This is a genomic window from Bartonella sp. OC68QHHN (genome assembly GCF_042193875.1).
GTDB classification, from domain to species: Bacteria; Pseudomonadota; Alphaproteobacteria; order Rhizobiales; family Rhizobiaceae; genus Bartonella; species Bartonella grahamii_A.
Genome location: NZ_JBHIME010000023.1, coordinates 515712 through 538047 on the forward strand (window position 1 = coordinate 515712; position 22336 = coordinate 538047).

General features: G+C 37.8%; 18 protein-coding genes, 1 tRNA gene and 1 pseudogene. 15 read left to right on the forward strand and 5 right to left on the reverse strand.

What is annotated here, in order from left to right; all coding sequences use genetic code 11:
* Positions 1–122 precede the first annotated feature (122 nt).
* Positions 123–272, forward strand: a complete 150-nt coding sequence (locus ACFIJ0_RS04775; RefSeq protein WP_375624927.1) for a hypothetical protein — start codon at positions 123–125, stop codon at positions 270–272.
* Between the two features lie 139 nt (positions 273–411).
* On the opposite strand, the gene ACFIJ0_RS04780 is transcribed toward ACFIJ0_RS04775, so the two are convergent.
* A tRNA-Gly gene (locus ACFIJ0_RS04780) sits at positions 412–486 on the reverse strand.
* A gap of 184 nt (positions 487–670) precedes the next feature.
* On the opposite strand from ACFIJ0_RS04780, the gene ACFIJ0_RS04785 reads away from it, so the two are divergent.
* The 7 genes from ACFIJ0_RS04785 (at position 671) to ACFIJ0_RS04815 (ending at position 9041) form a co-directional block, all read left to right on the forward strand.
* Positions 671–1648, forward strand: a complete 978-nt coding sequence (locus ACFIJ0_RS04785; RefSeq protein ID WP_375624857.1) for an ABC transporter substrate-binding protein — start codon at positions 671–673, stop codon at positions 1646–1648.
* Positions 1649–1710: 62 nt separating this feature from the next.
* Positions 1711–2607, forward strand: coding sequence for an ABC transporter permease (locus tag ACFIJ0_RS04790; protein ID WP_375624858.1), 897 nt, complete (start codon positions 1711–1713; stop codon positions 2605–2607).
* Positions 2600–3394: an ABC transporter ATP-binding protein gene (locus ACFIJ0_RS04795; RefSeq protein ID WP_375624859.1), complete on the forward strand. Its 795-nt coding sequence runs from the start codon at positions 2600–2602 to the stop codon at positions 3392–3394. Before ACFIJ0_RS04790 ends, ACFIJ0_RS04795 begins: the two co-directional genes overlap by 8 nt.
* Positions 3395–3398: 4 nt before the next feature.
* The gene (holA, locus tag ACFIJ0_RS04800) at positions 3399–4439 is read left to right on the forward strand and encodes a DNA polymerase III subunit delta (protein WP_375624860.1); all 1041 of its coding nucleotides are present in this window, start codon (positions 3399–3401) and stop codon (positions 4437–4439) included.
* Between the two features lie 1902 nt (positions 4440–6341).
* On the forward strand, positions 6342–7274 hold the full coding sequence (locus ACFIJ0_RS04805) for a prephenate/arogenate dehydrogenase family protein (protein WP_375624861.1): 933 nt from the start codon (positions 6342–6344) through the stop codon (positions 7272–7274).
* A gap of 405 nt (positions 7275–7679) precedes the next feature.
* Positions 7680–8534, forward strand: a complete 855-nt coding sequence (locus ACFIJ0_RS04810; protein ID WP_375624862.1) for a YihY/virulence factor BrkB family protein — start codon at positions 7680–7682, stop codon at positions 8532–8534.
* A gap of 30 nt (positions 8535–8564) precedes the next feature.
* Positions 8565–9041: a YaiI/YqxD family protein gene (locus tag ACFIJ0_RS04815; protein ID WP_375624921.1), complete on the forward strand. Its 477-nt coding sequence runs from the start codon at positions 8565–8567 to the stop codon at positions 9039–9041.
* A gap of 1 nt (position 9042) precedes the next feature.
* Here the strand turns inward: ACFIJ0_RS04815 and ACFIJ0_RS04820 are convergent, their stop codons facing one another.
* Entirely contained in the window at positions 9043–9738 is a 696-nt protein-coding gene (locus ACFIJ0_RS04820; RefSeq protein WP_375624863.1) for a TlpA disulfide reductase family protein, read from the reverse strand.
* Positions 9739–9770: 32 nt separating this feature from the next.
* On the opposite strand from ACFIJ0_RS04820, the pseudogene argH reads away from it, so the two are divergent.
* From argH to ACFIJ0_RS04845, 5 genes and pseudogenes are all read left to right on the forward strand, one after another.
* Positions 9771–11172: pseudogene (gene argH / locus ACFIJ0_RS04825) on the forward strand (argininosuccinate lyase).
* Between the two features lie 51 nt (positions 11173–11223).
* On the forward strand, positions 11224–11403 hold the full coding sequence (locus tag ACFIJ0_RS04830) for a lipoprotein (RefSeq protein WP_375624864.1): 180 nt from the start codon (positions 11224–11226) through the stop codon (positions 11401–11403).
* A 9-nt stretch (positions 11404–11412) separates the two neighbouring features.
* Positions 11413–12687 carry a diaminopimelate decarboxylase gene (lysA, locus tag ACFIJ0_RS04835; RefSeq protein WP_375624865.1) on the forward strand — a complete coding sequence of 425 codons (1275 nt, stop codon included), beginning with the start codon at positions 11413–11415 and terminating at the stop codon, positions 12685–12687.
* A 116-nt stretch (positions 12688–12803) separates the two neighbouring features.
* Complete coding sequence (locus ACFIJ0_RS04840; RefSeq protein WP_375624866.1) at positions 12804–15233, forward strand: TIGR02302 family protein; 2430 nt, start codon at positions 12804–12806, stop codon at positions 15231–15233.
* 223 nt (positions 15234–15456) lie between these two features.
* Positions 15457–16227, forward strand: coding sequence for a class I SAM-dependent methyltransferase (locus tag ACFIJ0_RS04845; RefSeq protein ID WP_375624867.1), 771 nt, complete (start codon positions 15457–15459; stop codon positions 16225–16227).
* A gap of 878 nt (positions 16228–17105) precedes the next feature.
* Here ACFIJ0_RS04845 and ACFIJ0_RS04850 read toward each other — a convergent pair.
* Entirely contained in the window at positions 17106–17786 is a 681-nt protein-coding gene (locus tag ACFIJ0_RS04850) for a response regulator transcription factor (protein WP_375624868.1), read from the reverse strand.
* A 534-nt stretch (positions 17787–18320) separates the two neighbouring features.
* Between ACFIJ0_RS04850 and ACFIJ0_RS04855 the strand changes: the two genes are divergently transcribed.
* Positions 18321–18470, forward strand: coding sequence for a hypothetical protein (locus ACFIJ0_RS04855; RefSeq protein WP_375644258.1), 150 nt, complete (start codon positions 18321–18323; stop codon positions 18468–18470).
* A 227-nt stretch (positions 18471–18697) separates the two neighbouring features.
* On the opposite strand, the gene ACFIJ0_RS04860 is transcribed toward ACFIJ0_RS04855, so the two are convergent.
* Together ACFIJ0_RS04860 and tsaD are read right to left on the reverse strand one after the other, a co-directional pair.
* Positions 18698–19132 carry an EVE domain-containing protein gene (locus ACFIJ0_RS04860; RefSeq protein WP_375624870.1) on the reverse strand — a complete coding sequence of 145 codons (435 nt, stop codon included), beginning with the start codon at positions 19130–19132 and terminating at the stop codon, positions 18698–18700.
* Between the two features lie 535 nt (positions 19133–19667).
* On the reverse strand, positions 19668–20762 hold the full coding sequence (tsaD, locus tag ACFIJ0_RS04865) for a tRNA (adenosine(37)-N6)-threonylcarbamoyltransferase complex transferase subunit TsaD (RefSeq protein WP_375644259.1): 1095 nt from the start codon (positions 20760–20762) through the stop codon (positions 19668–19670).
* Between the two features lie 386 nt (positions 20763–21148).
* Here tsaD and ACFIJ0_RS04870 point away from each other — a divergent pair, with 386 nt between their 5' ends.
* Positions 21149–22333: a COG4223 family protein gene (locus tag ACFIJ0_RS04870; RefSeq protein WP_375624872.1), complete on the forward strand. Its 1185-nt coding sequence runs from the start codon at positions 21149–21151 to the stop codon at positions 22331–22333.
* The last annotated feature ends 3 nt before the right edge of the window (positions 22334–22336 follow it).

Here is a 22336-nt window from a genome sequence, read left to right on the forward strand (position 1 = left end):
TTAATACTGGGGCTGTAAAAAATTCGTCAACTCAAAAGTAATTCCAAATTCTTTTGCATAAGCTTCTATAACCTGCAAGGTCGTAAACGATCTGCCGCCAATACTGAAAAATTATTCTCAGGATGGCGAGAAATAAAGTTATTGTTGCTAAACAACGCCATGGTTCGACAGGAATCGTCCCCCTTGCGTTTCAGTCCGACTTTATACGCTTTAGCGATCTGGAAAATAGAAGCAGAAAAAACTCGTTAAAGGGAGCTTTAAATGATTTTTGAAAGGTCTTTGAAGACCCTTTAAGAACACCTTTAAAACTCTTTGAAAAAAATAAATTGGTACAAAACCTAGTGGCAAATTATACAAAACCTGCTGGCAAGCTACAAGCTCCACGCAAGAACGAATAAATACAAAATTCAATGGAGCGGGCGATGGGATTCGAACCCACGACCCCAACCTTGGCAAGGTTGTGCTCTACCCCTGAGCTACACCCGCTTACCGATTCGATATATATCTTGCCTGTATGGCGTAGGCTTTTACGAATTGCAACAAAAAATATCATTTTAGTTTGATTTATTTTGTCCATGTTTTAATAAAATGAAATAAAGATTGATTTTATAAGATTCTTCAGTAATAGATTATTCCTTTTTTAATTTTGCATAGAGAGGGGTGGAGTATAATGTTGAAGAGAATAAATATATTAGGGTTTATCATTGCAGCTGTTTTTATGATGAACAGTGTTGCAAAAGCGGATGACCAAGTTAGACACGTTAAAGTTGCGCTAACACAAATTATGGTCCATCCTGCTGCGGATGCCGTTCGTAAAGGTGTGGAAGATGTTCTTGCAGAAAATGGTTATAAGCAAGGTAAAAATTTCCAACTCACCTTTTTATCAGCGCAAGGCAATATTTCAACAGCAACGCAAATTGCACGTAAATTTGTTGGTGATAAACCTGATGTTATTGTAGCGATTACCACGCCTTCAGCACAAACAATGCTTGCGGCAACAAAAACAATTCCTATCGTCTTTGCGGCGATTTCTGATCCTATCGGAGCTAAAATCGTTTCTTCGCTTACCAGACCTGGCGGTAATATGACGGGGAGTTCTGATCGTATAGATGTTGCAGAAAGTGTTAAACTGTTACAAGAAGTAAAACCAGATTTGAAAAAAATTGGTTATCTTTATAATGCTTCTGAAGCAAATTCTGTTTCAACACTTAAGGTGTTAAAGGATGTGGCAAAAAAAGTTGGAATTGAAATCATTCCTTCATCAGCACCAAAACCTTCAGATGTTCAGGCAGCAACACGGGCTTTAATCGGTAAGGTAGATATCATTTTTATTCCTGCTGATAATACGGTTCTTTCTGTTTTAGAGGGTGCAGTAAAGGTCACACAGGAAGCAAATGTTCCTGTATTTACTGTTGATGCTAATTCTATTGGACGCGGTCCTTTTATGACACAAGGTGTGAATTTCTATGATGTAGGGGTTGATGCTGGGAAGTTGGTTGTGCGTATTCTAAAGGGTGAAAAGCCTGGTGATATTGATGTTGTGCAGGCGGCTAGTAATGACATTCGAATTGATATGAAAGCAGCAGAAAAAGCGGGGATTGTTATTCCGCAGGCAGTTATTGATCGTGCGACAAAAGTGATTCCATGACTTTCATTGATAGGATGTTGATACAATAAAATACGTTAAGTTTTCATGGGGATTGTCTTTACATGAATATATTTGCGTTTTCTGGCGCTGTGGAATTAGGTCTTATTTATGCGTTTGTGGCTATAGGGGTTTATCTCTCTTTTCGCGTTTTGGACTTTCCTGATTTAACAGTTGATGGTTCATTTCTTCTTGGGTCTTGTGTCTGTGGAGTCTTGATTCTTTTAGGTTTTAATGCATGGACAGCTATGGTGTGTGCTTTTTGTGCAGGTATGGTAGCTGGTTTATTAACAGCTATGTTGAATTTGCGTTTTGGTATTTTGAATCTTTTGGCTTCCATTTTAACAATGTCAGCGCTCTATACGGTTAATCTTCGTATTATGGGAATTATGGGAGGATCTAATGTTAATTTAGCGCTTGCTGATACAGCGTTAACGCCCTTTTATAATCTGTTTGGTTTGTCTGATATTTTTGTGCGTCCTCTTTTCATTGGTATTGTATTGCTAGTTGTGGCGTTTTTGATTTGGCGTTTTTTGGAAAGTGAAATAGGTCTTGCTATGCGTGCAATGGGAGCTAATCCACGGATGGCTACAGCTCAAGGGGTTCATACGTCGGCGTTAATTTATTTTGGTATGGGGCTTTCAAATGCGTGTGTTGCACTTGGTGGTTCTCTTTATATTCAAACTGCGATCGCAACGGATATTACCGGTGGAATTGGAACAATTATTTTTGGGTTGGCAGCTGTGATTATCGGTGAAACTTTATTTCCTACGCGTAAGATTTTTTGGATTATAATCAGCTGTATTGTGGGGTCTGTACTTTATCGTGTGGCGGTGCAATTTGCATTTGAGGCAAATGGAATTGGTGTTGATACGTCGACAGATCTTCAGTTGATTACTTCACTGTTGGTTATTTTAACCCTTATTGTGCCACGCTATTGGAGGAGGCGTAAACGTGATTGAGTTTTTTCATGTTGGGGTTACATTTAAACCGCAAACACCTTTGGAAAAACAGGCTTTAATTGATATTAACCTTAAAATTGATCAGGGTAGTTTTGTTACGGTTATCGGTTCAAATGGCGCTGGTAAATCAACTTTGCTCAGTGTGTTAGCAGGTGCAACGCTTCCCTCAACAGGGAAAGTGGTTATCAATGGGCAAAATGTTTCTAGGCAATCAATCAGTGAACGCGCTGGAAAGGTTGCTTGTGTTTTTCAAGATTCTTTAATAGGCAGTTGTGGTTCTTTAACAATTGAAGAAAATTTGGCTCTTGCTGCTCTTCGAGGAAATCGTCGTGGTTTGCGTTCGGCTTTAAACCATGAGAAACGGCAATTTTTTCGAGAGAAAATTGCTCAATTAGGCATTGGTCTTGAAGCATATATTCATAATCCTATGGACAGTTTATCAGGTGGGCAACGCCAAGCTGTTTGCCTTGTGATGGCAACATTAGCCCATGCGGATGTTTTATTGCTTGATGAACATACCTCAGCGCTTGATCCTGGAATGGCTGATTTTGTGATGCAGTTGACTGAAAAAATCGTTGAAGAGAAAAAGTTAACGACTATTATGGTGACTCATTCTATGCGTCAGGCTCTTGATTATGGCGATCGCACCTTGATGTTGCATGGTGGAAAAGTGATTTTGGATGTCTGTCATGAAGAGCGTAAGGGATTGGATGTCAATGATTTAATTGGCATGTTTCAGAAAGTTCGCGGGGAAGTTCTTGATGATGATGAATTGTTAATGGATTAATAATGTGGCTCAGAAAAAAGCACATGAAGTTGATCAGTTTTTAACGCGTTTTTCACGTGCTTTTCCTATTGTTCTTATTTATGGGACAGATCGTGGTCTTATTTGTGAGCGTGCACAATGTTTTGCAAAACTTACACAGGTAGCAATAGAAGATCCATTTTCGACAATTCGTTTGGATGCTGCTGAAATTGATAAAGATCCTGCACGTTTGGAAAATGAAGCGCGTACGTTATCCCTTTTTGGGGGAGATCGTTTGATATGGATCTCTAATGCTGCTAACCAAAAAGGTTTTCTGGCTGCCTTGAAACTTTTAATTGAGAAGCCACCAGAAGCCTGTTTTATTCTCATTGAATCAGGGGATTTGAAAAAAGGAACAGGGTTGCGCAATGCTGTTGAAACGGCATCAAAAGCAATGGCTTTGCCCTGTTTTGCGGATGATATGCGTTCTCTTGATGGTTTGATTGATGAGGTTTTAGGGCAGTTTAAGAAGAATCTTTCTTTGGATGCACGTAGATGGTTGCATGAAAGTTTAGGGGCGGATCGCCTTGTATCACGAGGTGAATTAGAAAAGCTTTGTCTTTACGCTGCAAATGTTCATATTACTCTTGAAGATGTGAAAGCTGTTGTAAGCGATGTCAGTGCTCTTTCTCATGATGAAGTCATTGATGCTCTTTTATTGGGCGATATATCAGGGTTTGAAGTACATTTTAACCGACATGCAGCATTGCATGGAGCACTTTTTTTTATTTTGAGTACAGCACAAAGGCATTTTCAGCAATTACAGTTATTGCGTTATCAGGTAGAGGTTGAAGGAAAATCGCCTTTTACGGTAGTTTCTCAAGCACGGCCTCCCATTTTTTTTCAACGGAAAAAAACAGTTGAACAAGCTTTAAAATATTGGAAGTTAGGACAGATTTCCTACGCAATGGAAAGAATTCAGAGTGCTGTTCTAGACAGTCGTAAAAATCCACTTTTGGGTGAAGCTATCATTCGTCAAGTTTTGTTAGGGCTTACAATTATTGCACGACGCCAGATAGTAGCTTAACAGTTTAGAAATATGATGATTTTTTATTTTTACTACGGCAAAGAGGAATTTTCAGAACTTAAAACTGCTGTGTTATCAAGTAGAGGTTAGTTATAGTTTTGAGGATGCGTTTGAAGAGCTTGAAAGTGTTATAGAAACTTTTCTTCAGAAAAATTATTTATCTTCGAAAAGCAGTTTTTACAGGGTTTTATTATCTTGCTGTGTCGTAAAACACTGTTGGTTTGTGATCTAGGGCTCAGGTAAAATTCTACGCATTCTGTGTTTTTTGTGTGAGTATGTGGTGAATATTGGGCTGACTCATAGAGTCTTAATGGGGTAACATTAACATCCCTTATGCTAAACAGAGCATTTCAAACAACAGAAGACACTTGTATGGTAAATTCATACGCTTTCTTAGAAAGATTTTTCAATGCACGTCATATCTATTTCGCGACGGTGTTTGTGAATGGTATAACGGTAAAGTTCTTTGTGAAGAATATAAAATCCATAGAGCATCTCTATCTTTATGCTTAACAAAAGTGCAAGCCAAAGCACCATAATATATTTGTTTAGTCTCTAATTTGCTACAGTTTTCATTATTTTTTTCTCACATGTCTTTTTGTGACGTGCAGACAAGAGATTTCAATTGATAAGAGGGTTTGCGATAGAAGAATTTTACAGTATTCGAAGTTATGATTCAAATTGAAACACAATTATTATATATTAATTGAATCACCTAAAATAGTGAGCCAATGGAATCTTTTAGATAAGAAAATGAATTGTTTGCAGATCTGTATGAATTAAAAATCTTCGTGGGATGAGGAGAAAGTCAAAATAGATTATGATGAAAACGACAGCACCTATGAGGAGACTTTTATGTTTGATACAGAGATGATTATCTTAGCAATGAATGTATCTCATAAACAGAGCAAGCCATTGTTTATTATTAATAATTCATTATTTTTCATATTAAATCAATCAAAACGATGTCTATGGCACGTCATAAGGGGGTATGTGGATAAAAACTGTACAGGAAAGCACTAAAAATGCCTCTTATAAATGCTCTCAAATTCCAAGGGTTTTCGCAACATTGTGGCGGTAGGCAAATATAATGATAGTGTTTTATTAAGTGTAAAGAGGGTCGTGCTTAATAGATTTATAGTTATAACATTTATGAACACTATTGTGAGATAGGCTGGGGAGCGAGATGTCTTTTAAAAACAAACGCATGAATTGTAATCCAAATCTATTCTGTTTAGGGCGTTCTATTTTACCGTGAGGGTTGTGACTCCATTAAAGGGATGTTCGGTGTTTTGTTATCAAACTTTTTCTTTATTGAGAGGGCGTGTTTTTCTCATATTTGTTTGATTTATAGTATCAGGAATCGGGAGAGGAAAATATTTTTAATAGTATCTTTTTGTATGCGCTGTTTTCAATATTCGCAAAACTTGTGTTGATGTTGTAGGTGGAGGCGTAATACGTTTTTATATAGGTCTAATGTACAAATTAATAAACATATCGGGATAATTCGGGAAGAGTTGGTGTCTGCTTACGCTTTTGAGGTGTTTTTTGTGAGTAAATTAGAGAGATAAAGTAAACTGATGAGATTTTATGTAGAGTCGTTATTATCTTAATTGAAAGTGCATTTATTATTTTGTTTTAGTGATGCGCTTTGATCAGTAATTAAGTAGGAGTTTTAGAGCATGATGTTAGATTTCTCGTCATTTATTTTTTATGTGTTTTCTAGGTAAAATGATCTGTTTTCAGCTTGCGCAGGTGATGATTGATAAACTGCGTTATTACTTTATTCCCTAGTTGTCGTTTTTTAATGTTTTATGCATAACTCTTGAACAAACAGACAGGAAAATTATGATTTTACAATTGTCTTTATTACCATTTGCAAAAAATCTTTGAAGGTGAAAGATGTCCCATATTCAATTTGAAAAAATAGCACTCATTGGAATCGGTTTGATTGGGTCTTCTTTATCAAGAGTGATTAAAAAGAAAAATCTTGCGGCTCAGATTTCTATTGCAACACGTCGTTTAGAAACCCTGAAAAGAGCGCGTGAATTGGAGCTTGGGGACTTTTATACGACAGATAATGCAAAAGCTGTTGAAGGAGCAGATTTGGTTATTCTTTCTGTTCCTGTTGGGGCTAGTGCAGAAGTAGCAAAAACCATTCGTGATCATTTAAAACCTGGAGCGATTGTGAGTGATGTTGGTTCTACGAAAGCGTTGGTTGTTGCGGAAATGGCACCTTTATTGCCAAAAACGGTTCATTTTATTCCAGGGCATCCAATTGCTGGAACGGAATATTCAGGACCGGATGCTGGTTTTGCTGATTTATTTATGAATCGTTGGTGTATTTTAACGCCTTTTGCTGAGAGTGATGCTGCTGCTGTCGCACAATTAACAGCGTTTTGGGAAGCTTGTGGTGCGCGTGTCGAAAAGATGGATCCTAAACATCATGATCTTGTTTTGGCTATTGTTTCGCATTTGCCGCATTTGATTGCGTATAATACTGTTGGGACGGCTAGTGATTTAGAAAAAGTAACAAATTCGGAAGTCATTGCTTATTCTGCTTCAGGTTTTCGTGATTTTACTCGCTTGGCATCTTCTGATCCCGTTATGTGGCGCGATATTTGTTTGCATAATAAGGATGCTATTTTAGAAATGTTGAGCCGTTTTAGTGAGGGGCTTGCTTTTTTAGAGCAGGCAATTCGTTTAGGAGATGGTGAGACATTATTTAACTTTTTTACACGTACGCGTGCTGTACGTCGCAATATTATTGATGCTGGACAGGAAATTGATGCTCCTGATTTTGGACGTCAGAGTGTTTCTAAAGAACTCACGTAAAAACTGAAGAGTTTTGCTGAATTTCGTTGATTCTTTCTAGAAATCGATAAGAAGTTTTTTCTCTATTCAGTCATAGATTGCAATAAAAAAGAGTGGCGATTGCTTCGATACAGATAACAATGACTTCAAAAGGTTTTATGTGTGCAAGATTATCGTGCTTAGCTCTCTATAGGGCATATGATGTACAGAAGAGGTTACTGATCTGTAGAAGAGACAAAAAATGAAGTCGTTGTAGAACTTCATATAGTGGGTTGTTGTTTTTGGTTTAGTATAAAGTCAGGCTTGACCGTATTGATTATTGTCCTTTATATTGCAACATTAGAAAATGTTTGTTTGTAGAGTTTTGATGATTTTTATAAAGCTTGAAATAGACTGAGGAAGAGTTTTACCAGAAAGTATTGAAATTTGTTAAGAAATATCTTTTGGTATAGCTATCGTATTCTTGTTGATGCAGTAAGCCATTATTGGCGTGATAACGGGAGTGCTTTTGCAAGCCATGTCGCGCTCTCTGGGCTTTTAGCATTTTTCCCTTTTTTTATTTTTGGAACTTCTCTTGCCAGTTTTCTTGGTGCTTTTACATATACACCGCAAAAAATCAAAGCACTTGTGCAGTTATTACCAGATGTTATTGCAGAGCCTTTATCTCAGGAAATTATCAATGTTTTAACCATACAGCGGGGAGGAGTGTTAACAGTTTCTGTCATCGGAGCGGCTTATTTTGCCTCTAATGGGATAGAGGCGTTACGTACAGCTTTAAATAGAGCTTATCGTGTTGTTGATCGGCGTAGCTTGTTGTTTTGTCGTTTTCAAAGTTTGTTTTTTGTGATTCTTGGAGCTGTTGGTCTTGTTGTAATCAGCGTTTTGTTGATTTTAACACCTCTGCTGATCAAAATTATGCAAAATCATTCTTTTTTCATTACAGAATATATCGGTATCATTCGTCTATGGCGTTACATAATCGCAGCGGTTGTTCTTTTTGTAAGCCTTTTGATTGTTCATAAATGGCTACCAGCAGAGCGTCGGAAGTTTATAGATATTTTACCAGGAATTGTACTGACAATGTTTGTATGGTTTATGGCTTCAATTGCTTTTGCTCAATATTTAACAATGTTTGATTATATTTCTACCTATGCAGGGTTAGCATCTATTATGGTTGCTATTATTTTTCTTTACATATTGAGTGCAATTTTTATTTTGGGAGGAGAAATAAACGCGGCGATAATGTTTTATCGCAAGCATTTGCAACATTCAGATGAATGAAAGAACTTATTATTGCGTGAAAGCCAAGGTATGAATATCCCAATAAAGCCTGCTATCACTTTGTTGATTGATGCGGATGCTTGTCCTGTAAAAGATGAAGTTTATCGTGTGATGAATCGTTATCAGCTTAAGACATTTGTTGTGGCAAATCGTTTTTTGTCCCTTCCAGGTGAAGCACTCATTGAAAGAGTGGTCGTTGCTGGTGAATTCAATTGTGCTGATGATTGGATTGTAGAACATGTGCATGAGGCAAGTATCGTTATTACCAGTGATATTCCTTTAGCAGCACGAGTTGTGCAAGCGGGGGGTTTTTGTCTTTCGCCAACGGGGCGTATTTTTGATGTAAATTCAATTGGTCAGGCTTTGGCGATACGCAATTTGATGGAAGATTTGCGTGGACAGGGCAGTATAACAGGTGGTCCCCGTCCTTTTTGTCGTAAAGACCGTTCTGCTTTTTTGTCAGCACTAGATCTCGTTATACAACGTTTAAAAAGACGCGGTTATTAAGTTATAGCGCTTCTTTAATGACTGCTTTTATAAGTGCTTTGGCGTCGTCATTGGCCCATGGAGCTGCACCATTGAAGGAAGCAATGAGATAGCCCTCTTTATCGATAAGCAATGTAATGGGGAGTCCTAAAGCGAGCCCCTGTTTTCTAACATTGTTGAAAATATCCATTGTTTCATCGCGATAGTAAAGCAAATTATCCGCATGAATATTCTGTAAAAATTGCTGAATTTTTTCAGGAGAAGCAGTTTTATCGATATTAATAGCTATGACATCAAAGTTTTCTCCACCTAATTCACGTTTTAATTGCGCAAGTTCTGGCATTTCTGTGCGGCAAGGTGCACACCAAATAGCCCATAGATTGACCAGCATCGGTTTTCCAATAAATTCGCGGAGTGTGTGCTCTTTTCCTTGAATATTCTTGAAAGAGAGTTTATTCATATCTGAGGGCGTATCAGCAAATCGTATGTGACTAAAAAAGCCTTTTGCTGCTTTTCGGATCGCCATCATTTTTTCTGCTCGTGTTTTATCAGTGTTTATTTTTTGTGCTTTTGCTGCTGAAATGAAATTGAAAAGGAAAGACTCTCTTTTGTTATCGTAGTTTATGGTTGCGTATAAACTCAATGCAATGATAAAGAATGCAACGGAGAATTGCCTTTTTTTATTGTTTTTTTCGCTGATGAAAATTTGAGAAATCATAATTTTGTCCTTTGTATGGGTGTTTTCAGAATATGACAGATGAGAAGTTAAAGAACCAAATGTGGGATGGTCGGTTTGCGGCAGGTCCTTCTGCAATTATAGAAGAAATTAATGCCTCAATTGATTTTGATCAAAAACTTTATCGACAAGATATTGAAGATTCCCTTTCTCATGCAGCTATGTTAGCGCAAACAAAAATCATTTCACAATCAGATTATGAAAAAATTGTTTATGGTTTGAAACTTATTCGCCAAGAAATTGAAGACGGTAAATTTGTTTTTTCACGAAAGTTTAAAGATATTCATATGAATATTGAAGCGCGGCTGAGCGAATTGATTGGTTCTGTAGCAGGGTGTTTGCATACGGTGCGTGCACGCAATGATCAAGTTGCTGTTGATTTTCGCTTGTGGATACGTGAAGCAACGCAAAAGATAGCACAAGATTTAAAAGGATTGATAGAGCAATTGCTTATTCGAGCAACACAACATGTTGATACCTTTATGCCAGGCTTTACGCATTTACAATTGGCTCAACCCGTAACATTGGGTCATTATATGATGGCTTATGTTGAAATGTTTGGTCGAGATTTATCGCGGATGCGTGATGCCCTTGAGCGCATGAATGAATCACCTTTAGGGGCGGCTGCTTTGGCAGGGACAGGCTTTCCAATTGATCGCTTTATGACAGCAAAAGCGTTAGGCCTTCGAGAACCAATACGCAATTCAATTGGTAGTGTTTCGGATCGTGATTTTGCCTTAGAATTTTTAAGCGCTGGCGCTCTTTGTGCAACGCATCTTTCACGTTTAGCAGAAGAAATCGTCCTTTGGTCAAGTGCGCAATTTTATTTTATTCGTTTATCTGATGCCTTTTCAACAGGTTTCTCTATTATTACACAAAAGAGAAATCCTGACGCTGCCGAACTTGTGCGGGCTAAAGTGGGACGGGCTGAATGGCGCATTAATAGGGCTGTTAACGGTGATGAAAGGGGGTTACCCTTGCTTATTCGAAGGATATGCAAGAAGATAAAGAATATGTGTTTGATGGGGCTTTGAGTTTGGAATTATCACTAGCAGAAATGACAGAGATGATTGCTGATTTGAAAGTTAATAAAGAAGTTATGAAACAAGCAGCGGATTTAGGGTATGCAACAGCTACAGATTTTGCTAATTGGCTGGTACGAGAATCAGGGATTCCTTTTCGCGAAGCACATCACATTACAGGGTGTGCTGTGGTATTGGCAGAAAAAAATAGTGTCGCCTTCAGGATTTATCATTAGATGAACTTCAAGCAATTTGTTCTGATATCAATGCGACACTTTTTGATGTTTTGTCTGTTGAAAAATCTGCTGAAAGTCGCAAAAGCTTTGGGGGAACAGCACCTGCAGAGATTTTTCGGCAAATTGCGTATTGGAAAAAGCGTCTCGTGAGCGCTTGAGTGATTGTATTTTAAAGGTAAAAAAGAGATCGAGATGAAGAAAGAGGACAGATGAAAATTATATTAAAGGGGTTGATGATTGTCCTTTTAGGAGGCGTTTGTGTTGTTGGGTGTGGGCGTAAAGGGTCATTGGAAATGCCTCTTACAAGTGTGGAAAAGTCTGTGCAAGGAGCATCTGTTGCTCAAAGTGAAGATGATAAACCTTTTATTCTTGATCGTTTGATAAAGTAGGAGCAAAGTGTGGATTTTTTCCTCTACCAACAAGGTATGCTTCATGCTGAGGGTTGTTCACTTGCTGCTCTTGCGCAGGAGGTGGGGACTCCTTTTTATTGTTATTCTGCCAATGCATTGGTTACACGTTTTAAAGACTATAAAAAGGCATTTCAAGGGATGCCTAGTCTGTTTGCTTATGCGGTTAAAGCCAATTCTAATCAAGCAGTTTTACGGCTTTTATCGACAAATGGGGCGGGAGCTGATGTGGTTTCAGAAGGTGAATTACGGCGCGCCCTTGCTGTTGGTATTCCGGCGCATCGTATTGTTTATTCTGGTGTTGGTAAAACCATGAGAGAGATAGATTTTGCTCTTGCACAGGATATTTATTGTTTTAACGTTGAATCAGAGCCAGAACTTGAACAGTTATCGGCACGGGCTGTTGCGCTTTCAAAGATAGCACGTGTTTCATTGCGCATTAATCCAGATGTTGATGCAAAAACCCATAAGAAAATTACAACAGGAAAATCTGAAAATAAATTTGGTATTCCATTGTTGTTGGCAAGAGAGGCTTATAAAAAAGCGGACTCTTTACCTGGATTGCAGGTTTGCGGTATCGATATGCATATTGGCAGTCAGATTTGTGATTTAAAGCCATTTGAAGAGGCATTCCTTCTTATTGCAGATTGTGTGCGTCAATTGTGGAGCGATGGCTATGCAATAACGCATATAGATATTGGTGGCGGGCTTGGTATTGCCTATGGTTGTGAACAACATACTGTACCTTCTCCTTTTGATTATGCTGCGCTGGTAAAGAAATATATTGCTCCTTTAGGGATTAATATTGTTGTGGAGCCGGGGCGGAGTATTGTGGGTCAAGCTGGTGTACTGATGACATCTGTTCTCTATTTAAAAAAGGGACAAGGGCGGAATTTTGTTATTGTAGATGCGGCGATGAATGATCTGATGCGTCCAACGCTTTATGATGCTTGGCAGAATGTCGTTCTTGTGAAACAAGCAGCAAAAGACGCTCCCCTTATTTGTGCAGATATTGTTGGTTCTGTTTGTGAGACTGGCGATTATTTAGCTTTAGATCGTTACTTGCCGATTTTGGCACCCGGTGATCTTTTAGCAATTACGCAAGCTGGAGCTTATGGTGCTGTGATGGCGAGTACTTATAATAGCCGACTTTTGGTCCCAGAAGTTCTCGTTCAAGATACGTGTTATGCGGTTATTCGTCCACGTCTTGATTATGCTCAATTGATGGGATGTGATCATATTCCTGATTGGGTTGAGCATTCTTAAGTGTTTTTGGTCTTATTTTTACTAAACTTTGATGAAACAATTTATTTTCTAGAAATTGTCTTGTATGGGGTTTATGATCTTAATGCACCACGATAAAAGGGGATAAATGCTTGTTTATGAAAAATAAAAACATCAAAGGCTTTGCAATAAAGCTTTTGTGTGTGCGCATTTTGATGTGGGGAATCCTTTCATTTGAACGGATGTGGGTACGGTTGTTGCCATTTTTTCTCGTTCTTAGTTTCTTGTGTTCGTTTAGCTGGTTGGGACTTTTTAGTATTTTGGGCTATTGGTCACATTTGCTCTTACTTGGGGTTATACTTGTTTGTGCTGGGGCGAGTTTATTTTTTCTTATTCGTTTTCGGTTTCCCACAATACGGGAAGTGAATTGCCGTCTTGAACGCGTCAATGATCTTAGACACCAGCCTTTGAATATTCAGACAGATCGTTTGTGTTCTGAAAATGATGAAGATTTTAGTTCTGTTATTTGGCGTGAACATCAACGCCGAATGGCAAAACAATTATACCATTTAAAAACAGGATTTATCTCTCTTAATAGTGCGGATTATGATCCTTTGGCTTTGAGGTCTTTGTGTGTTCTTCTTTTTGTGTGCGCTTTTAGTTTTTCTTTTGGTTCACAAGGGGGACGTTTGGCTGATGCCTTTGATTTTCGTCCTATTGTTGATGAAAAATTTATGCGGATTGATGCTTGGGTAACACCCCCTGCTTATACCGGTATGGCACCGATTTATTTGACAAAAGATGAGAAAACACAACTAGAAATCCCTGAAGGGAGTAATGTTGTTGTGCGTGTTGTCAATGGGGCTGGCGTTACAGTAAAAGCAAAGTCTGTAGAAGATGGGAGGGAAATTTTGTTTTCAGAGAAAACGGAACAAACAGCTTTGAATGATCCAATCGCTCATTTTGAAACACATTTGAAGCATTCAATGAATTTATTTGTATCATCACGTCGTAAAAAACAGCAGTGGCATTTGCAGATGATTAAGGACACGTTTCCGACAATTCATTGGCTGGAAAAACCAGGGCGGATTTTAACGGGATCGTTAGAGTTACGATATGTGGTGGATGATGATTATGGTGTGACAAAGGCTTTTGTTGAAATAGAGCCTTTTCTTCCTCAGAATAAAAGTGCTTCTTCTCTTTATAATGCTCCGGAAATAGAGCTTCTTCTTCCACGTGGTGGAAAGGGGAAAATGCGGATGGTGCAAGATATATCAGCGCATCCATGGGCGGGTTCGCAAGTCAAAATTACTTTGGTGGCAGAAGATGGTGCGGGGCAGAAAGGGCGTAGCAAAACTTTTGTTATGACATTACCGCAACACGTTTTTTCAAATCCTGTTGCGCGTGCGGTGAGTGAATTGCGTCGTTTATTAGCGCTTGATGCTTCTGCGAGAGAGCGTGTATTGGATATGCTTTCTTCTTTGCTTGTGCGTCCAGAAAAGGGTTTGCAAAATGCAATGCATTTTCTTGTTCTACAAAGTGCTTGGACAAGACTTTCTTTAGCGCAAACAGAAGAGGATTTGCGTGGTGTGGTGGATTATTTATGGCAAATTGCTTTGGGTATTGAAGATAATCAGCTTGAATCCGTGCAAAAAAATTTAAAACAAGCACAAGCTGCTTTACGTGATGCACTGCGTTACGGTGCTTCAGCGGAAGAAATTGAACGGCTTATGGTAGATTTACGTCAAGCTATGGATGAATATATTCGTGCTTTGGCTGAAAAAGCACCAGATAGTCAAGTTTCTAAAAATTCTAAAAGCTCAAAAAGTCCTAATCTTTCTGAAGCGACATTACAAGAAAAGCTAAATTTAATTGAGGAAATGGCTAAAACGGGCTCTTCTTTAGCAGCTGAACAACTCTTGGCGGAAGTTGAACAGACGCTTGATCATTTGCATGTGCAAAAAGGCAATCAAAATGAGGGAGAAAAAAGCCAATCTGCACAAATGAAAGAAAAGATGGACAAGCTTGGAGATTTAATGCGTCGTCAGCAAGAAATTCTCAATGAAACACATCAGTTAGAGATGGAACAAAAACGCGGAGAAAATGTGCCGGAAACACAAAAAAAGTCTTTAAAAAAACGACAAGCTGAATTGCAGTCTGAATTATCAACATTAGAAAAAGAATTATCAGAACAAGGATTTGAAACAGGTGGCGCATTAAAAAGGGCAGAAGAAAAAATGAATTCTGCGGAAAATGCTCTTGATAATGGAAATCATCAGGTATCTATACAAAATCAGTCTGACGCTTTGGAATCTTTGAGGCTAGGTGCACAAAATGTTTTAAAAAAAATGCGCGAAAGACTCAAAGAAACGGGAAATGATCAGAATGCTGATTCTGTTCCTAAAGATCCGTTAGGACGTCCACTTTCTTCAAAAACAGATGAAGAACAAGAAGGTGAGGCACTACCACAAGAAAGTGATCAAATGCGTATGCGGCAGATTTTGGATGAAATTCGCAAACGTCTTGGTAAGGAGCATATTCCAGAAGAAGAAAAAAACTATCTTGAAAGATTGCTTCATTTTAATTAACCAATGTTGGCTTTTTTCTTAATTGATGTCAGAAACAGTGTATGAAGAACCTCTATGGGGTTCATCTCCAAGAAAATGCTTAAAGCGCTTGTAATGCAATAATCATCTTTCTGTACTGATTTTTTTGATCATTTAAGTTTAAAATATGAAATATTGAAATGTTCGCTATTGCGGAAAAAGAGCAGAAATCCATATAATCTGGGTATATGAAAATCTGTAATGTTTGAAATTTGTTTCTACATGGTATGTTGAGTTGGATATCGTTACGCTGAAAGATTTTTATGCTTCTGCACTTGGGCTGCGTGTGCAAAAGACCCTGTGTGACCAATTGAATTTATGGTGGCCTGATCTTACAGATAAACGGATTATGGGGTTGGGTTATGCACTTCCTTATCTTTCTATATTGCGTGAACGTGCCCAACAATGTTTTGCTTTTATGCCAGCTGCTCAGGGTGCTTCGCCTTGGCCCTGTGCTGAGCAAGTTGCTACAGCACTTGTTTTTGAAGAAGATTTGCCGCTTCCTGATGCGTCAGTTGATTGTATTTTATTGGTACATGCATTAGAATATACAGAAAATTCATTTGAAACGTTGAATGAAATATGGCGTGTTTTAGCACCCAATGGCCACTTGATCGTTATTGTACCTAATCGCTCTGGCTTTTGGGCGCGCAATATTACTACGCCCTTTGGTTATGGCGAACCCTATAGTCGGCAACAAATTACTCGTTTGTTTGAAAAAACAAATTTTGTTTCTGGGCCAATACAAGAAATTGTGCATTATATGCCCTCTACGAGTTACGTTTCGCGGTTGTTTTCATTTTTTTATGAGCCATTTGCACGCTATCTTTTGCCTTATTTTGGTGGACTCTTAATGTGTCAGGCACAAAAACGTGTTTATCAAGGTTTGCTGGTACAGCGTCGTCAATCGCGACGTGTTTTTATTCCTGCTTTATCACCACAAATGCGAAATATTTTAATTTATAAAAATAATTAATTATTTTGCCATTGGCATAAGAACCGCAAATATAGAAAGATTCTCTTATTTCAATTTTTTTGCACATTATATGTGGAATTGGCTTGTGAATAAAAAATCTCAAGTATCTATATACCGAACCATATTCCATGAATAGTAGAAATATGTTAAGAGAGAAAAAATGCTGGTATTTTCGTAAATGTAAAAATAGCGGAGTCCAAGGGACCTTGTATAATATGGTTCATGGTGGTTAGAAACTGTAAAAGGAAGGATTAAAATGCTTCTTATGAACCATCTCAAGTGTCAAGGATTTGTCTGAAGCATCGGGATCTAACAAAGTGTCTGGCTTGTTGTTTTATAAGCGTAAAGATGGTGGTGCTCAGTGGCTTTATCGTTAGGATAAACATTTAGCATTATATCATTAATTATACAACCTCTTAAGAGGAGATAAAATCATAAAGGATGAAGGAAAACTATAAAGATAAAAAACATCTCTCAATTTAGGCTAGTGAATGTGAGATAAAGCAGTGCGTGGAGCGGTATTTTTGAAAAAAATAATCATAAATATCACTTATCTAAAGATGATAGTTATGATCAAGAATATTGCTAAAAGATATCACGATTATTTATATGAGGAACATATTAAAAACTTTAGAGAGAACAAAAGCATGTGAAGCAGAAGTTACCAAGCATATTGTGAGGTTTGAAAGCACTTTTGTTTCTGGTTCTCATGTTGGAATATTTCTTTTTTTATTCATAATGTTATATCTTTTGTCATAAGAGTACAGATAAGGGTAAGTTCTATGTAATAGCATTCGAACTATATGTGAAGGTTTTTTCATCTTGTTTTTGTTTTCATTTAGGATATTAAAATTATTTTTGAAACAGTAAATCTGGAATTAAAGATTTAAACGATAACCATTTTGATCTGTTATGAGAATTTGTGCATTGGAGGGATCTTTTTCGATTTTTTGTCGCAAACGATAGATATGGGTTTCTAAAGTATGGGTAACAATATTTTCATTATACCCCCAAACTTGTTCTAACAATGTTTCACGGCTGACAATTTTATCATTGGCATAATAGAGACATTTAAGAATCGCTGCTTCTTTTTCTGTGAGACAGATTTTATTGTTGCGTTGATCAAGAAGAAGTTTTTGTCTTAGTTTAAAAGTATAGGGGCCAAAATGAAAGGTTGCGTCTTCATTTTGTTCATATTGGCGCAACTGTGCTCGAATTCTTGCTAATAACACCGCAAAGCGAAAGGGTTTTGTCACATAATCATTGGCGCCTGTTTCAAGATCTAAAATATTGTCGCAGTCTGTATCATAATTCGTTATCATGATAATGGGGGCACGAAATCTTTGGGTGCGTAATTGTTTTACGGCTTTGCAACCATCAAGATCAGGAAGTTTGAATCCCAAAATAGCGAGATCAATATTTTCTTCTTGGATTATTTTCATTCCCGCGTCTGCTGTTTTTGCTTGGAAAATTTCAAACTCTTGATGCATTTGCAATTGTTCTACTAAAATGGGGCGTAGGTCATCGTCTTCAACAATTAAAAGAGTATAGTGATTCATGTTTTTCCTTATAGGCATGTTGATGCACTGATTGGTAAAGAGTAGTTTCATGAAAAATGAGCTTTCATGCAAGAAAAATTAAGAGAGGAAAATTAAGAAAGAGCGTTTTTAAAAAATAAACTTTTATAATTTCTATGGTTGCTTGCCGAAAAGTAAGGTATTTTCGTTTGCAGAGTATTTTACGTATTGGTTGAAAGCGTTTTTTATGCTCTAGAACGTGTTTTAGCCATTGAGTGTCATCATCTTTACGCTTATGGAGAAACAAGCCCGCACTATCATACACTTTGCCAGCTCGTGGGTGTTGCGGACAGTCCTTGGCACTTGAGACGATTCATAAGAGGAATTTTAAGTCCTTTCTTTCACGTTTTTATTCATACGGGACTTTTCCTGCTTGTAATGTCCAAGCAAATAGCTTTGATTGATTCAATATAAATAGGTTGGGAATGAGAGAATCCTCCGCTATGAGAGGCTCTCATCCAACATGCAAAACAATGAACACCCAATATGATGTGCTTTTTAAGCGTGAAGAGATCCATGAAAAACCTAACACATATGCACTGTTTAGGAGAATTTCACGGTCATTTTTCTTGTTTTTTATCCACGCTCAGTTTTGTTTTTTCGTTGCATTTGTGTGCGAAGGGGGCTGTGTGTGATATTCGTGGTGTTGCTTATTACAATCGTTGAGTAAGCCTTGCCTTTAGCAATGCCGAAAAGATGCATCATAAAGAGGTTTTTTGTGCAATTTTGGAGGAAACTGTATTGTGAAAGAGTGCAGAATAAAAAATGACAAAGAAAAACATCATATTTATGCATTTAGCATGAGAATACCTTAACAGAAGGATGTATTGTGCTTGTTTTTCTGCGCTGTGAAGCATATTTTTATAATGAGTTAATGTATAAAAATTATTGTTTTAAGATAAAAGCATTTCCCTTTTAAGGTTGCCCATCAAACAAATTTCTTTCCATTCATCTTCTGTCACGGGTTGCACTGATAAGCGGCTGGCATTGACCAGCACCATATTTGCTAGTTTGGGATTGGCTTTAATTTGTTTTAATGAAACAGGTGTTGGCATGTCACAAAGTGCACGGATATCCACACATTCCCAGCGAGGATCAGAGCTTGTAGAATCAGGGTGTGCTTCAGCACATATTTCTATAATGCCTACAATTTCTAAACCTTTATTTGAGTGATAAAAAAAACCTTTATCGCCATATTTCATGGCGCGCATATTATTACGGGCTTGATAATTGCGTACACCATCCCATTGTTCGCCATCAGCTCCTTTTTTCTTTTGCATTTCCCATGACCATTTATAGGGTTCAGATTTAAAAAGCCAATAAGCCATGAGTTCTCCTTTTTCATAGACTGCTATGTATTCATCATGTGCATTTTTATAAGCATCTTTGTAACACCATCAATGATGATTTTTAAAATGGAGTAAAGAACGGGCATTATCTGTTTTTTCTTGTTTTTTCAGCTATGGTTTGAAATGCGTTCACTATAAGAGTTTGTTGGAGAAAATTAAGAAAATTGATTCTAAAAAGCTTTAAGATTACAATGGCAATGAAACGAATAGATAATCAAAGATGATGAGGTCAAAAAATGGCATTTATATCTATGCTTCGTGGGAGAGAGTAGATCTTACTATGCCGTAAAATACCATCATTTGAAGTGTAGTGATATAAAGTAGTTTTTTGAAACATGAAGTTTTTTTAAAATGTGTGGTGAATATTTAGGTTTGCGTGTCGAGCTTTGGGTTAAGTGAATTGTGTGAGTGGGAAGCAGGTGGAATCCGCTCGATAGAAAATTCGGACTATCTACAGACCGGATTGAGTAGAAATATTCGTTCTTTGAGATGTGTGTGGGGGACGTCAATTTTATTATGCTTTTGTTCCACGGCGTCCCATCCCGATCAAGGGCGCGGCTTTTTCATCTAATGGCCAGCGTGAGCGGGGTGCAATGTCAAAAGAGCTTGTTTCTCCTCGTGCGAGTTTTTGTGCACCGGCAAAAGCAATCATTGCAGCATTATCGGTACACAAGGAAAGAGGAGGGGCTATAAATTCAAAACCATGTTGATGGGCAAGTTCTTGCAACGTAGAGCGAATGGCTTGGTTTGCGGCAACACCGCCTGCGACAACCAAAGCAGGAGAACGTTTTTCCTGATCATGAGAGAGAGGATATTGGTGGGTAAAGTGTTGTAGGGCTAGGTGAATACGATCATATACTGTATCAGTCACGGCGGCTTGAAAACTTGCGGCAATGTCAGCAATATCATTTTCTGTAAGAGGAGCTATGGCTGTTGCGGCTTGTCGAACAGCAGTTTTGAGTCCTGAAAAAGAAAAATCTAACCGTTTTTCACCTTTTAAAGGTCGTGGAAGGGGAATGCGATTTTTATCACCAAATAAAGCTGCTTTTTCAAGTGCTGGTCCACCAGGATAAGGAAGACCTAAAAGTTTTGCAGTTTTATCAAAGGCTTCTCCTAATGCATCATCAATGGTGGTTCCTAAACGTTGGTAGTTGCCTACTCCATGAACAATGATTGTTTGTGTATGCCCTCCTGAAACTAAAAGTAATAAATAAGGAAAGCTGACGTTGTGCGTTAACACAGCTGTTAAAGCATGTCCCTCTAAGTGATTTACTGCAATAAATGGTTTACCAGTGGCAAGAGAAAGTGCTTTTGCGCTCATAACGCCTACCAACAATCCTCCTATCAAACCAGGTCCACTGGTGGCTGCAATGCCATCAATATCTTTTAATTTTATGTTTGCTTCTGTTAGTGCTTGTAGAATTAAATGATCAAGAACTTCAACATGGGCACGAGCAGCAATTTCAGGAACAACACCGCCGTAAGGTGCATGGTGATCAATTTGGCTCCAAACAACATTGGAAAGAATTCGGCTGTTTGATTCATTGTTATATTCAATGACAGCCGCTGCCGTTTCATCACAACTTGTTTCTATTCCCAGTAGATGCATTTTAAACAAAACCTTATATTGAAGCTTCTTTCCTGCGTGCGTATCATGAACAGAAAAAGATGCAAAGTATTTCTCTTAGAATTGATTTTTCTATGAAAAAATATGTGTTTTGGCATTTTCTTTGAATTTCATGATATTGTTGATTAAAAAATAAAGCTGTATTTTTGAGTATAAAATGCAAATGTGTTTTTAAAAACTTGTCTATTAAATTCTATAGTTGTAAATATTATTGGGAAAAATGAGATTTGGAAAATTTTTATAAAGTTATACTCTTTATAAAAAGGATGTAAAGCAAACGAAGATATTTGAGAAAAGCTTCATTTTTTAAAACTTTTTTCATTTTATTATTTTATCATTAAAAAAAGTGTGCACAAAAAGTGACAGAGATGGTCGATTCTTCAAAACCAAAAGTTAAACCACATTATGCTGGTACGCGCCGTAAGAAACCAGTTATTGAACATGAAGCTGTTCCTCATGATTCAGAGGAAAAAATCCACAATTCTGTAGAATCTCATGCGCGAGAAAAACAGAATATGCAAGGTCAGGATAAAAGTACCTCTAATACAACTTGGCTTTTTTTGTCCCTTTCTGGGATTTTGGGGGGATTCATTGCTTTGGGAATTTTTATGGGGCTTCAATGGGCTGGTTTTTTTCCTTCTCCTTTTGTAGAAAATTCTGCTGGAGGGGAAAGAGCTTTGCAGATTGCTGAAGCCGCAAAAAGTCAAGGTGAAGACACAAAGGAACAATTGAGGCGGGTCCTTCAAGAAATCGATGCGTTAAAAACAGAGTTTTCTTCTTTTTCATCACAGCAGTTTAAAGCAACGAAAAACGATCAACTATCAAAAGAAGAAAGCAAAAAAGATTTTGCGATTTTAGAGGAAAAAATAAAAGCCCTTGGAGAAACTGTACAAACTTTTTTTAGAGAGTCGAAAGAGATAGAGACGGCTTTGTCTGTCGGGCAGAGCAATGCAAATGATCTTGCTGCGTTAAAACAACAGTTAGAAGCTATACAGGAAGAAACTGCTGTTAAAAATAGTAAGAAAAGAGAAATAGATACCGCGCTCTTTACTGCGATTAGTTCATTAAAAAATGCTGTAGAGCGTGGTGGGTCTTATAATAATGAATTAAAGCTGTTACAGCAATTATTGCCTTCGATTGATGGACTTGATGTGTTGCAAAAAACAGCTACTGTGGGTCTTCCAAGTCCAGCACAACTTTCAGTTGATTTTGCTCATGTTGCCGATGCAATTGTTGGTACGCAAAATACTGTTGCGTCAGATGCTGGTTTTTTTGAGCGAATTTTAGCATGGATAAAAGGGCTCATTGTTTCACGACCGATTGGAAATGTTAAAGGGACAACGCTGGGGGCTATTGCGGCACGCATGGAAGTTGCCATTCAATCTGGTGATTACGAAAAGGCTTTGAGCGAATGGCAATCATTGCCCCAAAGTGCAAAAGATATTTCAATGGATTTTGTTAAGCAGCTTGAAAGACATATTGCTATTCAACAGTTGTTGCAGCAATTGTTATTGTCTGTGCAACAAGGATCTTTTAAGTCAACAAAGATGTAAATA